A 13,435-nucleotide genomic window follows, 5' to 3' on the forward strand; every position below is an offset into this window, starting at 1 on the left:
ACTTATCAGAGTCCCGCTACGGCCTCAACGGCTTCTTTGGTAAGAGCGGTTATCTTGTCGAACTCCCCGGCACTGATCAGGTCCGAGGGCACCATCCAGCTTCCGCCGCAGGCAAGAACCCGGGGAAAAGCCAGGTAGGTACCGATGTTCTTTGCGTTGACTCCTCCGGTGGGCATGAACAGAATGTCGCCGTAGGGAGCGGCCATGGCTTTCAGCATCGCAAGACCGCCGGAAGCTTCCGCGGGAAAGAACTTGACAGCCGGCAGTCCCCGTTCAAGAGCCATCTCGATTCCCGTGGGATTGTTTATTCCTGCAAAAATCGGCATGTCCATGGCAAGACAGTGGTCCACCACCCGCGGGTTGAATCCCGGGGAGACCATGAACTTTGCCCCGGCTTTTTTGGCCGCGTCCGCCTGCTCCGGAGTCAGAACGGTTCCGGCTCCCACCAGCAGCTCGGGGACCTCTTTGGTCAGCAGTCCGATGGCCTCTGCCGCGGCACTGGTTCGGAAGGTAATCTCCGCGCAGGGGAGTCCTCCGGCGATCAGGGCCTTTCCAAGAGGAACTGCCTGTTTTGCATCCTCGATTTTAACCACCGGGACCACCTTGATTTTTTTTAATGTCTGAATCATGGAAGAATAGGTTTGTGCGAGTTCCTGTTTCATAACTCTTACTCCTTGGTTGTTGGGGTTGATGAGCTGTACTCATCATGATTATAAAATCCGAGACGGCGGGAAATGCCGTCAACGCATTCAATCAGGGGAGGCAGAAGCTCAGCTTCGGGCCGGAGGGCCGAAAGGTACGGAATGCTGACGGCGGCGACAATTCCGCCGAAGGAGTCCCGCACCGGTGCGGCAATACCGCTGATACCGATGGTCTCCTCCTGCCGGTCTCTGGCGAGGCCTTCGGCACGGATCGCTTCGATCTCTTTCCTGAGCATATCCCGGTCGGTAACGGAGTTTACCGTGTATTCTTCGAGCTCCTGTTCAAGATACTCATCGATCTCTTCATCGGGAAGGGACGAGAGCAGCAGCTTTGCAGCAGCCCCTATGTGGGGAGGGAAAACGGTACCGGACTCCACGGTTATCTTCATGATCCTTGGACTGAGAACCGTATTGATCACGTAGACCTTCTTGTGGCGGATGACGCTGAGTTTTACTGTTTCCCGTGTTCTGGATGAGAGCTCTTCCAGGTAGGGGGTTGTTATCCGGTTAAGGTTCAGCCGGCGTTCGGCTGCCCGGGAGAGGGACAGAAGCTTTGGCCCGAGAAAAAAGCGGCCGCTGTGGTGGTCTTGTTCGATATAGTCGAGTTCGCTTAAGGAGATGAGCAGCCGGTGAGTGGTTGATTTGGGTATTCCAAGTATGGTGCTGGTCTCCTTAAGGGTCGCGCCTTCGGGATGCTGCATGAGAAAAGAGAAGATCATGTCCGCCTTTTCTATCGCCGGTACCATACGTGATACCCATTGTAGTCCTATTCCGTGGCGAGGTCAATTGTTCCCTATAAGGTACGCTGTTCCTTATCTGGGACTGTTCTGTTTTTCCATCCGTGAGACGGCGGAGCTGAAGGCATCAAGAAAGGCGGTGATTCCCGGAGGATTATTGCCTCCTCCCTGCCAGAAGGGAGGCCGCCCGCCGCCTTTGCCGTCGAGGAGGGGCATCAGGGTTTCCTTAAGTTCGTCGAAAAGCCCGGGGCGGGAATCGGGGGCGGCGATGATCCATTTAACCCCGTCCCCGGACCTGGCGGCCAGGGCAAGAAAGACGGGGCCGATTGTGCGGATTCCGTCGGCTATCTCCCGGATCTGGCCTGCGTCAGCTTCCGGAAGTTCCGCTGTCACAATCCTGCCGCCGTGCACCGGTATGCCCCTTTCGTAGATCTCGGCGGCGATACAGCTGTTCAATCGTCGCAGCACCGCGGTGCAGAATCTGTCCCGATCGGCGTTTTTCTCGAGATACTCATCCAGCTTCGGCAGAACCTCCGCCTGGGGTGCCGAGAGAAGATCAACCATGCGGGAGGCGATTCTGCTTTTTTCCCGGTAGTCCGCCATGGCGGCATCCCCGATTACGAACATAAGCCGGCTGTTGCCCCTGACGCTCTCCGTGGCAACATGTTTGACCAGCCGTATCTCCCCGGTACGCCGCAGATGCACCCCGCCGCAGCCGACCTGATCGGCGTCGTCGATTTCGACGATACGGATATTTCTGTCCGTTTTCAGGGAGCGGCGTAGCTCGATTTCTTCAAGCTGGTCCTGGTCGATGAATCGGGCCTTTACCTCCCGGTTTTCGCAGATGATCCGGTTTACCTCGTCCTCAACCTGGATTATCTCGAAGGGAGTGATATCTGTCCCCTCTATTTCGATGGAACTGCAGGAATCACCAAGATGCACCGAACGGGTGGGGTAGCCGCAATGGCGATGCAGGACGGCGGAAATCAGGTGCTGGCCCGTATGCTGCTGCATATAGTGGCGCCGGTGCATCGGCTCGATTCGGCCGAAAACCTCCTGTGTTCCCTCATCCAGGGGTGCGGAAAGGAGGTGAACCACCTCATCGTTCTCCAGGAGGACCTCCTCCACCTCCCGGTCGTTCAGGGTCCCCCTGTCGGAGGGCTGACCGCCTCCGGCGGGGTAGAAACAGCTTGCCTCCAGTATGACCTGCCAGCGGGGCCCCTTCTTCGTATCGATCCTCCGGGAACTGACGAGGCGGCTGGTAAATTCCGTCTGATACTGATCCAGATAATAGAGTTTCTCCGTCATCCCCGTACCATTCCCATGGCAGCCCGGATGCCCGATGCCCAGGCTGCGGTTATCCCCCGGCTGGTGCCGGCGCCGTCTCCGGCAAAGTAGACTCTCTCTTTTACCTGAAAATTCTCATCCCGGAACTTCGGTTTGTTGGCGTAGAGCTTGATTTCCGGATAGTACATTACGGTGCTGGGATGGAGCAGCCCGGGAACTATGGTGTCCAGCAGTTTCATGGATTTCCAGATGCCCCTGAGGATTTTCGCCGGCATGGAAAGGCTGATGTCCCCGGGGGTGCAGCTTTTCAGGGTCGGCTCGAAGTCGTACAGGTCCCCGGTAAAGGAGTCTCTCTTGGAGCGCTTGCCCAGGCGGAAGTCTCCGACCCGCTGCATGATCGGGTGTCCTCCCCCCATGAGCATTGCCTGCAGTCCCAGCCCCTCGGCGAAGGCCTGTCCCGAAGCGACGGGTTCGGTCAGTTCGATGGTTTTGAGCATGGCAAAGTTGACCAGACCGTTCTCCCTGCCCCGGCTTTTTGAATAGGCGTGGCCGTTGACGCTGTAGTAGATATCGCCGTTGTGGGTAGTGTATTTTTCCTGAACCACGTGGGCGTTGCCGGAGTTTGTGCAGAAGGTGCGCACCTGCCCGGGAAAGAGGAACTTGGGATCATAGTAATCCTGTACTATGGGAAAACGCTCCTGCCGGGTCTCGATCCGGATGCCGATGTCCACCACATGATCGACGTAGCTTACATCCAGGGAGTCCATAACGCGCTGCAGGAACTTGAAACCCCGCCTGCCGGGGGCGATCAGGATTCTGCCGTAGCCGATCTCCCGCTTTGTCGTGCGGATACTGGAGCTTGCTTCATCCAGACTGAGCATCTCCTCTCCCAGGGCAAAGTCCACCCCTTTTTCGGCGAGTTCCGCTGTCAGTTCCTTTATAAGCTGCAGGCCCCCGTCGGTTCCCAGGTGGGTCTGCTCGATCTCCAGCAGCTGGACCCCCAGGCGCTCGGCCCGCTTTGCATAGATACCCAGGTTCGTTTTCGCCAGAATGGCCGGGGCCAGCTTCCTGCGGACCAGATCGAGGTACTCCTCCGCCTGTTCCCGGTTCCAGTTCTCCGTGGGAAAACCGATGGGATAGGTGAAGTTCATCTTGCAGTCGTTCCTGAGCCCCCCGGTGGAGTAATTCTCCATGTCCAGGATCAGTATCCGGGGAGAATCCGCGGCCTCGAGGAGGTAAAAGGCCGCCCCCAGCCCCGCGGGACCCGAGCCGACGACGATGTAGTCGTAGTGTTCCTTTGTGTTTTGCATGCCGGAATAGAATGCTATCAACTTACGCAGGCTGGTTCAAGGGCGCATTCCCGAGACCACCGTTTTTAAAAAGCCCCGGCCGCCCAAGCTGAACTGCCGGGGCGATCCCTCTAATCAGGCAGGGTCGGTCCCGCACCTATTACGAAGGTTCCCTCGAAGTAGAGTCGTCTGGTGCGGGCCGATTCGGCCAGGAATCCCTCCATTCCGAGCTGTTTCAGCCGGCAGAGGTTATAGACCTTCAGGTTGTGGGGGGTACGCTCCGCACCCTGCTTCATCGGCTGGAGCCGTCGGCAGGGGAATTCACTGCACTGGTGGCAGAAGTCTAGCCCCTTCTCCCTGACGCAGGCCAGGGTCCGGCAATCCTTGAGAATCGGGCAGCCCCCCTGTTCCCTGCAGCCTCTGCACTGCACCTCCTCGATGCTCTTTCCCGTCATTTTGGCCACCCGCTCCCAGACCTCCCGTCGCCCGTTTTCCGCGAACAATTCGCAGTTGACGCAGTCGATACCGCAGGGGGCTACCATATTGAGTTCCATGACTATCTCCTTCATTCGTGATTGTGTCTTCAGGTATATTGGTGTCAACGGAAGGAGTGATGTGACAGCAGAGGCTGATTTTTTTCAAGGACATTGATAATCATGAGATAAGCACGAGCACGACGGGAACTGTTATGATACTAAGTGCGGTTGTAACAAAAGTGGCGGCTGATACCAGCCCTGGTTCCGTACCATATCGTTCTGCTAATAAAGCGGGGGTGATCCCTGTTGGAGAGGCTGAAATCAGAAACAGCACTTGTGTAGACAAGCTTTCTGCACCAAATATGCTTATTGCTAATACCAGTCCAACCACCGGATATGACAGTAACCGCAGGGCACTGGCAGTAATGAGAAAACGATAATCAGAAACAATTTTTATTCTCGCTAATTGTATCCCCAGGATTATCAATAAAGTTGGTACCGATGCCTGTCCCAAAAGATGAATTGGACGTAAAATTGGTACAGGAATTGTGATTGCGGTCCATTTGATGAAAACTGCCAGTAGAACAGCAATAAAGCCGGGAAAACTGAGTATAGTTTTTATGGATTTTATGACTGACCTGCTATTGTGGGATGCAAAATATACACCAGCACTGTTGATCAATAGCACTTGAAACATAGCAAAGACAATAGCGCGTTCAAATCCTGCTTGTTCGAACGCAAAAAGGACCATGGGGAGTCCGTAATTCCCACTATTGGGAAAACAACTGCTGAGAAATAAAGCGTTTCGTTTTTGCCGTGTAAATCTCAACACTTTTGACACGAGGTAGGCAAGTGCTGTCGAAATCAAGAACAGAAGGATGGAGAATAAAAAGATAGGTCCAAAATCTGATATCTGTAATTCTGCATTCAGAATCGAAGAAAAGAAGAGACATGGCGTAAACACATATAAAGTCATCCTTGCTGGCATTTCCAGCGAGAAATCGATTCGTTTACCGAATACCCAGCCGATTGCAGCTATAAAAAAAATGGGGATAACAGTGTTAACTATTAAAATCATATAGTCGGCCCGTTTCCTGATTGTCCTCGACAGAAGCCTAATCATAATAGTGAAACGTTTCAAGAGAGATGCTGTTTATTTATATCCTTTTTATGATACAATCTTATCGAGAGAAAGAAACTAATGAATGGAAACGGAAAACGAGATAGTTTGACCCTTAAAGATATTGCGCATCTGGCAGGAGTGTCTGTAGGAACGGCTTCAAAGGTGATCAATGGAGTAGGAAATGTCAGCCTTGAACGGCGTATACGAGTTGAAGCTGTTATTGAAAAACTCGGTTATCGTCCCAGCGCTCTCGCTCGAAGTATCAAGAGACGCAAGACAATGGTTATCGGGCTGATTATCCCGAAAATCAAGAATGCCTTTTACATCCAGATAATCGACGCAATAGAAAAGCTGGTCCAGAAAAAGGGATATACACTTTTTTTGGGAAACTCTGACGAGAACCTGTCGACTGAAATCGGGTATTTGCAAACTTTTGCTGCCTTGCGTGTAGATGGATTGATATTAGCCTCTGCCGGGCGCATAGATCCCGGCAAAATAATGAGAGAATTAGATACATTCAAGTCAATGTCGATTCCGGTAGTTTCAATTGTACGTCAGCTTGATGGTTCCCAGCTTGATACGGTTCTTCTGGACAACGTCCAGGGAGCCTATGAGGCTACAAAACATGTACTTGAGATGGGGCATCGTCGAATAGCAATTATATCAAGTCCGGAGCATACCTCCGCCAGCCGGGAGCGTATTGAAGGATATTCTCGTGCTCTCGAAGAGTACAAGCTTCCCTATACAAGAGATATGATAAAAGTAAGCGAAGCCATTCCGGAAAGTGGATATCGGATTACCAAAGAGATTATCGGTATGAGAAATCCCCCAACGGCTCTTTTCGTTGCAAGTAACTATCCGCTTATTGGCAGCTTACAAGCTCTTCGTGATACCGGTCGGACAATACCGGATGATATCTCTCTCATCTGTTTTGACGATCCCGAGTGGAGTCCCTACATAGATCCTCCTTTAACCGCAGTTCATCCCAACACAGATGAGCTGTGTACTGCAGCAGTCAATACTTTGATGGAGAGAATCAATGGCGACTCTTCCGGCCAGCCGGTTTCTGTTCGAATACCGACGCAGCTGATTGTTCGGAAATCTGTTCGGCGGATGTAATTTATAGCAAATAAAAATTTGACAAATAAGAGAACATACTGTAAAATCAGAATGAAACGTTTCATTATCTACTGTGCAAGGTAGCCTGGTGTTTACGGGGATTTACCTCGTGCGGTAGAAAGCGCACTTCTTCAAGGAGGATAGTAAATGAGAGTGAGCAGAGTAGTTCTTTTATTTTTCCTGATCATAGGTTCTGTCGGAATCGCATTTGCTGCCGGGAACCAGGATACGGCAGGTTCTGTCTCTGGTGATGCCCCAAAGGAAATGGTTGTTGCTACATTCCATAGCAAAAAAGGAACTCCATCGGTAGATGGACTTTTTAAGTTCAAAGAGATTCTGGAACAAAAAACAGACAAAATCGATGTTCAGGTTTTCTTCGGAGGTACTATGGGGGGAGAGCGAGAGTTGGTAGAGCAAGTCAAGCTTGGTACTGTTCATATGTGCATCGAAGGATGGGGAACAAAAGGTACCTACCTCAAAAAAGTTATTCCATGGGGAGTACCGTATCTTTTTTCTTCGTCTGAAGAAATTACTGCGACCATTCAAGGAAAAATTGGACAGGAGGTGTCAAGAATATTCGAGAATAACGGAATGGTCTGGGCTGGAGAATACTTTCGCGGCAATCGGCAACTGACCAGCAATATGATGGTTCGAAGCCCTGAGGACCTTAAAGGCCTGAAGCTCCGACTTCCTGAGAATCCTGACTGGATCGTTGTCTGGAAGGAGTTTGGATCACTTCCTACACCCATTCCTTCTCCGGAGGTGTTTGCTGCACTCCAGACAGGTGTAGTAGACGCACAGGAAAATCCGATCTCGTCGAACTATGACAAGCGTTTATGGGAAGTACAAAAATATACAATACTTACCAACCACATCGTTGATCTGGAAGGATATGTTCTAAGCAAGCAATACCTGGACGGACTTTCGCCAGATCTGCGTCAGATAGTTCTCGATTCTGCCAAAGAAGCACTGGAATGGGCGACGGAGACCTCGTTCTCAAATGAAGATACTTTAAAGGCGGATATGGAATCCAAAGGTATGGAGTTTGTGAAGGTTGACTTGAAGCCGTTTCAAGAGACGGCCTTGAGTACAATGCCTCACTTCCAGGAGACCTGGGAGCCATGGGTCATCGATGAGGTGAGAAAGGTTGTAGGCAAATAACATTCACTAGGCAGCCCCTACAGCGGGGCTGCTGCTAAACCTGAATTTCCCTGGAGGTTTTGTGTCTTCTCTTCTTGAAAAAATAGGCAAGGTGGGTGAAGTTCTTGCCGCATGGCTGTTAGCAGCTGTTACAGTTATTGTAGCTTTACAGGTTCTCTTCCGGTATGTTCTTGGCATCATTGCACCATGGACCGAAGAGCTCGCCCGTTACACCGCTGTGTGGATGGTTTATCTTGGTATTATAGTCGCAACAGTAAGGAAGGATCATATCAAGGTCACTGTACTCGTCAACCGCTTTCCTGCGGCCGGAAGGATCAGTGCTGAATTTCTGGCAATTTTTGTTGCTTTTTTTGTCAGCCTTATCGTCTTTATCGGCAGTATTCGACTTATTGCGAACAACTGGCAACAAATGGCGGTTACCATACCGGTAAGTGTAACTGTTCTCTATATCCCCCTCATTATCTTTTCTTCGCTATCAATGCTGGTACTGATCGGGCGGACAGTGGAAATAGTAAAAGGGAGCGCTCGATGAGTATTATTCTGATCTTTACCGGGTTATTGTTAAGTTTTCTGATTCTTGGTGTACCTGTAGCATTTTCGATTGCAGCGACTTCGATTGTATCATTAATCATAAAGCTGGGACTCCCTAACCTTTCGTTCGGGATGATAGCGCAAATGCTGATTTACGGAATAAACAATTTCCCGTTGCTGGCAGTTCCACTCTTCCTCCTCGCCGGAACTATCATGAACTCAGGAGGTATAAGCCGTCGTATATTTGATTTTGCCCAACGCATTGTAGGGAGTTCTCGAGGAGGATTGGCTCATGTCAATATTATTGCCAGTCTGATTTTTTCGGGGATGTCCGGTGCGGCTGCCGCCGATGTAGCCGGCCTGGGACCAATCGAATTGAAAGCAATGAAGGATGCAGGTTATGACGACGACTTCAGCTGTGCTGTTACAGGAGCCTCATCGACAATAGGGCCGATTATTCCACCAAGCGTTCCGATGGTTCTTTACGGGGTGCTTGCTTCGGTGTCTGTCTCCAAGCTTTTTATCGGAGGGATTATTCCCGGATTGCTTCTTGCAGTAACCCTGATGGTATTGAGTGCAGTGATCTCGGCAATAAAAGGTTACCCTCGCGGCGAAGCATGGAATGCGATGAAGATACTTTCGTCTTTGAAAGGGGCATTTTTCGCTTTGCTGACTCCGCTCATCATTATAGGAGGGATTTGGACCGGTGTTTTTACTCCCACTGAAGCTGCCGCGGTTACAGTAGTCTATTCGGTTCTGCTTGGACTTTTCTATCAGGAAAGTTCCTGGCAAGAACTGTTTGAGAACCTAAAGCATGCGGCTGTGACAGCATCTGCCATCATGTTTATTCTGGCGGCTGCAACGATCTATAATGCCGCTTTAGCACGGACACAGATGCCGGAGATGGTTATCAGAGCAGTCTCCGCGGTAAGTGAGAATCCATTTGTCGTGTTGATAATCTTGCAGTTTGTACTCTTTATTGCCGGTTGTTTCATGTCGACCGCGGAGACCATCACCCTTTTTACTCCGCTCTTTATACCGATGCTTGAACAATTCGGTATAGACCCGCTTCATTTTGGTGTTGTCATGGTTCTGAACCTCATGTTAGGGCAACTGACGCCGCCTTTCGGTATTGTTCTGTTTGTTCTATCCCGGGTAGGAAATCTTGATATGGCCAGACTCGTCAAAGCGTGTCTACCTTTTTACATTCCGATACTCGTTGTTTTAATAGCGCTTATTTTATTTCCACCTCTGGTCACCTATCTGCCGAATTTGGTATTCGGAAACTGGTAGCTCTCAGGTGAAAATATAAGAATATAACATCAGAAGGAGAAATACAAATGAAGGAAAAAGAACTTTTCGCATATCAGAAGGATATGAAGTATGTCGTAAACAAAACCAATGGACGGCACTCCACGCTTATCGTGACTAAAGACGATATGGGTGCGGAGAATTTCATCGTAGGAACCCACACAATGGATCCCGGTGGCGGAGCACCTGTTCATACTCATGAAAAAGAAAGTGAGGCAATGTATTTCTACGAAGGGACTGGAATCGCAATTATCGGAGATAAGGAGTATCAGATAACCAAAGATTCTGTAATGTTGGCACCTCCGGGGATTCCTCATGCTATCAGGAATACAGGGAATGGTCCACTTCGCTTTGTTTTTATTTACAATCCTCCGCTTCCGGAACATGTAAGCCGTGAGGAGTACTACAAACGGGCAAAAGACAAGATCTGAGTAGTTTCGGGCCTCGGTTGCTTCCCGAGGCCCTCTTTTTAAAGTAGATATAAGGCGACTAATGATATGAATCACAATTATGATAAGACTTTGCTCGGTATCAGCAGCTATGCTTACCGGTGGGCTTTTGGCTTCGGAGAATTTGTTCCGGATCGTGTGATGCAACCGGAGGACTTGCTCGAACGAGCATACAACTACGGACTGCAATCTGTGCAGCTTTGTGACAACATACCCTTTCTTTGTTATGACGACTCCCGGATACACTCTCTGCATGATCTTGCTTCCGGCTACGGAATCAGTGTTGAAACCGGGATCCGTGGCACTGAACCTGGTATCCTGCGACGAGCGTTAAACATTTCTCAGGGGTTAGGAGCCAAACTGCTTCGTATTGTCGTAGAAGTGGATCGGAAGAGTGATCTTCAGTCACAACTTCGCTCACATGCAGATCGTATTCGTGAAGCATCCAAGGAGGCGAAAGAGAAGGAGATTATTCTCGCCATAGAGAACCATGCTACGATGAGTTCACGTGATATGAATTTCCTGATCGACACAGTAGATCATGAAAACTGTGGTGTCTGTCTTGATACAATGAACTCTGTACTACTGCTGGAAAAACCGGAAGAGACCGTGGCTTCATTACTACCCCACGTTGTCTCTGTTCATTTCAAAGACTTTAAAATAGTAAAGGAACCTGACTGTTATCGTGTAGTGGGCACGTGCCTTGGAGCGGGTGAAATTGATTTTCCAAGACTGTTAGATGGGATTCTTCGATCCGTCACTCCCTATTCAATTCATGTAGAGCTTTACATTCCCAGCCATAGTACCCAAACCCGTACACTCCAAATAGAGGAGGATTGTGTTGCCTCCAGCGTTGAATACCTTAAGAGTCTTTTATAGAGCTGCTTCACTGCATCATTTTCCACGATGATAAAAACATGTTTTTAAATGTTCATATAAGAAAGTTGTAAAGAGATCAGACTGTAAACTATTAATGGATCTCTTTAATATTCAATCCCGGGAGCTAATTGAGGGGAAAATGAATTGTATACTCAAAACCCGCAGAACTGTCAACTCGTATTTTTCCCTCTCTATATTTTACTATCTCCGTGATAATCTGTAGCCCTGTATGCATTGGAAGGTCCTTAATCTTATCCACGCTTTCCATACCGGCTCCGTTATCCCGATAGATTATCGATAATTGTTTATTTACTACATGCACCTCAACATTGATTAGGAGATTTTGTCCTTTTGGTTTTGCATGTTTTATCGAATTATTGACGAATTCAACAATAATCAATCCTACTTCAAGGGCAAACTTGACATCGAGGCGAATCTGATCGATATTCGATGTAATATTAGCTGTCCTTCCAATCCCAACGACATCATTAAGTAGTTTTTTCAAATATTCAGAAAGGTCTATTTCTTCGTATGAATCTTCGGAATACATCGTCTCATGGAGAAGCATAATTGCATCTACCTTGCCTCGTAATTCCTCGAGCACACTATGCTGAGAAAAAAGATGATATTTACTTTCCAGACTGATAAGCGAGCTCAGTGTCGCCAGATTATTCTTTATCCGGTGATTAGATTCTTTTAACAATAATCTGTCGCATTTACTTAAGCGTTCCAAGCGATTCATACCGTTGAATAAAATATATGTAACTGCAATCGGAAAGGAAAAGAAGTATATTAAAGAAAGCACAAATGTTAGCAAGAAAACATCGGAATGATAAAGAATGGAATAAAGAATAAGTCCGATTAAAGCACTAATAGAATATATATGGATATAAATTACTTTCCGAACTGTTAGCCCAGATAAGAAGAAAAAGAAGATCAAGATAGCCAGATAAATTTCCGTGTCAAAAGGAAAATGATCATAAATTCTTAAAAGTGGAAATAAGATTATCCTGTACTGAAATACTATACCTAAACCAATAATGCCAACACCAATGGCTAAATCGTATTTCCCGTTGAGCATTAAGAAAAGTGAGGACCCGCTGATGCAAATCCAGAGCAAGTTAATTCCAACAAGGACCCACTTACTCAAAAGAGCGTATAACACTAAATATACAAGAGTAGTTAGAAGAAATATTGATACTAAGATCAGAAACGCCTTGATTCTTACTTTATCAAATTCATTTGCACTTGGATAAGCTACAGAAATACGCCGCGAACAGCAATTACATATCTGATTCACTCTCATAGTTGAGCCCTCCTCGCTATTTATACATCTCAACTACATTGTGATCATGTCGCGACACACTATATAATCTAGTATAGTATCTATCAACTATTTGTCAACGAAATTTTAACAGAAATCTGAACAGAGATAAAGGTAAATGTTCCAATATAAACACCTGTAATACTTTTTAAGAAATATTCCTATAAATAAAAAAGTATCTTTCAAATCTATTCCGATTTTCCTATCTTTGGTATAATCACCATGCGTCTCTACCCGCCCAATCGAGGATTCATACAGCAGGAACAACTACGGCTACATATTATAAAACGAACGTAATGGAGTTCACACTGGTTTGATCTATTATCATAGTCCCTTCAATCTGCGTTAATAATGCCTCGATAATTTCTGTCTCTATGATTTGTCGTTCTCTGACAACTGAATGAAAAATATTCTTTTTCGAAATCGAGATTGCCACGTCAGTTTTATTCAATTTATCGACCATTGTAATCTTAATCGTTGGCTTTTCTACTCGTTCTCGTATTTCCATATAAATATTTGTTAACATGATTGTATATAGCATACCAAACGGTAAAGCTTTATCGATATGCTGTTCCTTATCGAATAATCTTAATTGGATATTACACCTGGGGACAAAATACTTCTCAGCTAAATCGATTGTTATGAAATTCAGGTAACTTTTCATGTTTATTACCTGTTGTTCAAAATTCTTAAAGAATTCATAGTTCAGAAATGTCATTGTTTGAATAATGTCATCAACTTTCTCAAGGCCATCGGATTTATCTATCATATCATCTGAGAAGTACAGATTTATATACGCTCGTATACCAGCCAGGCTGTTTCCAATTCGATGACTCATTTCGGACAACAAATACTCATTCCGTTGTTTTAATACTTCTATCCGGACATTTTTTTCATTTATTTCCGTTATATCGATTAAAAAGCCTAAACTTCCTGTTGAGTCTCCTTCTTGATGTATGTATGGTGTTGCAGCAACTGAAATAAGGCGAGGCCCTAACCCGCATTTCTCACAAATAAAATGAAAAAGAGGGCCTTTTTATGATAAATT

14 protein-coding genes are annotated in these 13,435 nt (G+C 47.4%); 6 read left to right on the top strand and 8 right to left on the bottom strand.

Annotated elements, in window-relative coordinates; translation table 11 throughout:
- Positions 1-5: 5 nt before the first annotated feature.
- The 6 genes from eda to B4O97_RS17855 form a co-directional block, all read right to left on the bottom strand.
- On the bottom strand, positions 6-662 hold the full coding sequence (eda, locus tag B4O97_RS17830; protein WP_198947098.1) for a bifunctional 4-hydroxy-2-oxoglutarate aldolase/2-dehydro-3-deoxy-phosphogluconate aldolase: 657 nt from the start codon (positions 660-662) through the stop codon (positions 6-8).
- Positions 663-667: 5 nt separating this feature from the next.
- Entirely contained in the window at positions 668-1,447 is a 780-nt protein-coding gene (locus B4O97_RS17835; protein ID WP_083052874.1) for an IclR family transcriptional regulator, read from the bottom strand.
- Positions 1,448-1,513: 66 nt separating this feature from the next.
- Complete coding sequence (locus tag B4O97_RS17840; protein ID WP_083052875.1) at positions 1,514-2,746, bottom strand: alanyl-tRNA editing protein; 1,233 nt, start codon at positions 2,744-2,746, stop codon at positions 1,514-1,516.
- Positions 2,743-4,035: an FAD-dependent oxidoreductase gene (locus tag B4O97_RS17845; protein WP_083052888.1), complete on the bottom strand. Its 1,293-nt coding sequence runs from the start codon at positions 4,033-4,035 to the stop codon at positions 2,743-2,745. The genes B4O97_RS17840 and B4O97_RS17845 overlap by 4 nt, the downstream gene beginning before the upstream one ends.
- Before the next feature lie 110 nt (positions 4,036-4,145).
- On the bottom strand, positions 4,146-4,568 hold the full coding sequence (locus B4O97_RS17850) for a DUF3795 domain-containing protein (protein WP_083052876.1): 423 nt from the start codon (positions 4,566-4,568) through the stop codon (positions 4,146-4,148).
- 100 nt (positions 4,569-4,668) lie between these two features.
- Positions 4,669-5,568 (bottom strand): AEC family transporter, encoded by a 900-nt coding sequence (locus B4O97_RS17855; RefSeq protein WP_158084387.1) that lies wholly within the window; start codon positions 5,566-5,568, stop codon positions 4,669-4,671.
- 123 nt (positions 5,569-5,691) lie between these two features.
- On the opposite strand from B4O97_RS17855, the gene B4O97_RS17860 reads away from it, so the two are divergent.
- From B4O97_RS17860 to B4O97_RS17885, 6 genes are all read left to right on the top strand, one after another.
- The gene (locus B4O97_RS17860) at positions 5,692-6,732 is read left to right on the top strand and encodes a LacI family DNA-binding transcriptional regulator (RefSeq protein ID WP_083052878.1); all 1,041 of its coding nucleotides are present in this window, start codon (positions 5,692-5,694) and stop codon (positions 6,730-6,732) included.
- A gap of 153 nt (positions 6,733-6,885) precedes the next feature.
- Positions 6,886-7,893, top strand: coding sequence for a TRAP transporter substrate-binding protein (locus B4O97_RS17865; protein ID WP_158084388.1), 1,008 nt, complete (start codon positions 6,886-6,888; stop codon positions 7,891-7,893).
- Positions 7,894-7,954: 61 nt separating this feature from the next.
- Positions 7,955-8,425, top strand: coding sequence for a TRAP transporter small permease (locus B4O97_RS17870; RefSeq protein ID WP_158084389.1), 471 nt, complete (start codon positions 7,955-7,957; stop codon positions 8,423-8,425).
- On the top strand, positions 8,422-9,717 hold the full coding sequence (locus B4O97_RS17875) for a TRAP transporter large permease (RefSeq protein WP_083052881.1): 1,296 nt from the start codon (positions 8,422-8,424) through the stop codon (positions 9,715-9,717). The genes B4O97_RS17870 and B4O97_RS17875 overlap by 4 nt, the downstream gene beginning before the upstream one ends.
- Before the next feature lie 47 nt (positions 9,718-9,764).
- Positions 9,765-10,166, top strand: coding sequence for a cupin domain-containing protein (locus B4O97_RS17880; protein WP_083052882.1), 402 nt, complete (start codon positions 9,765-9,767; stop codon positions 10,164-10,166).
- A gap of 66 nt (positions 10,167-10,232) precedes the next feature.
- A complete protein-coding gene (locus tag B4O97_RS17885) occupies positions 10,233-11,063 on the top strand; it encodes a sugar phosphate isomerase/epimerase family protein (protein WP_083052883.1) in 831 nt (276 codons plus the stop codon).
- A gap of 124 nt (positions 11,064-11,187) precedes the next feature.
- Here the strand turns inward: B4O97_RS17885 and B4O97_RS17890 are convergent, their stop codons facing one another.
- Both B4O97_RS17890 and B4O97_RS17895 read right to left on the bottom strand, forming a co-directional pair.
- On the bottom strand, positions 11,188-12,369 hold the full coding sequence (locus B4O97_RS17890; protein WP_083052884.1) for a sensor histidine kinase: 1,182 nt from the start codon (positions 12,367-12,369) through the stop codon (positions 11,188-11,190).
- A gap of 298 nt (positions 12,370-12,667) precedes the next feature.
- Entirely contained in the window at positions 12,668-13,225 is a 558-nt protein-coding gene (locus B4O97_RS17895; protein ID WP_083052885.1) for a sensor histidine kinase family protein, read from the bottom strand.
- Positions 13,226-13,435 lie beyond the last annotated feature (210 nt).

The organism is Marispirochaeta aestuarii, from assembly GCF_002087085.1.
Taxonomy (GTDB): domain Bacteria; phylum Spirochaetota; class Spirochaetia; order JC444; family Marispirochaetaceae; genus Marispirochaeta; species Marispirochaeta aestuarii.

Excerpts from the sequence above, each read along its gene's own strand:
- B4O97_RS17850 (WP_083052876.1), bottom strand. The coding sequence starts at position 4,568 with ATGGAACTCAATATGGTAGCCCCCTGCGGTATCGACTGCGTCAACTGC.
- eda (WP_198947098.1), bottom strand. The coding sequence starts at position 662 with ATGAAACAGGAACTCGCACAAACCTATTCTTCCATGATTCAGACATTA.
- B4O97_RS17845 (WP_083052888.1), bottom strand. The coding sequence starts at position 4,035 with ATGCAAAACACAAAGGAACACTACGACTACATCGTCGTCGGCTCGGGT.
- B4O97_RS17860 (WP_083052878.1), top strand. The coding sequence starts at position 5,692 with ATGAATGGAAACGGAAAACGAGATAGTTTGACCCTTAAAGATATTGCG.
- B4O97_RS17835 (WP_083052874.1), bottom strand. The coding sequence starts at position 1,447 with ATGGTACCGGCGATAGAAAAGGCGGACATGATCTTCTCTTTTCTCATG.
- B4O97_RS17880 (WP_083052882.1), top strand. The coding sequence starts at position 9,765 with ATGAAGGAAAAAGAACTTTTCGCATATCAGAAGGATATGAAGTATGTC.
- B4O97_RS17890 (WP_083052884.1), bottom strand. The coding sequence starts at position 12,369 with ATGAGAGTGAATCAGATATGTAATTGCTGTTCGCGGCGTATTTCTGTA.
- B4O97_RS17875 (WP_083052881.1), top strand. The coding sequence starts at position 8,422 with ATGAGTATTATTCTGATCTTTACCGGGTTATTGTTAAGTTTTCTGATT.
- B4O97_RS17840 (WP_083052875.1), bottom strand. The coding sequence starts at position 2,746 with ATGACGGAGAAACTCTATTATCTGGATCAGTATCAGACGGAATTTACC.
- B4O97_RS17885 (WP_083052883.1), top strand. The coding sequence starts at position 10,233 with ATGAATCACAATTATGATAAGACTTTGCTCGGTATCAGCAGCTATGCT.
- B4O97_RS17855 (WP_158084387.1), bottom strand. The coding sequence starts at position 5,568 with ATGATTTTAATAGTTAACACTGTTATCCCCATTTTTTTTATAGCTGCA.
- B4O97_RS17895 (WP_083052885.1), bottom strand. The coding sequence starts at position 13,225 with ATGAGTCATCGAATTGGAAACAGCCTGGCTGGTATACGAGCGTATATA.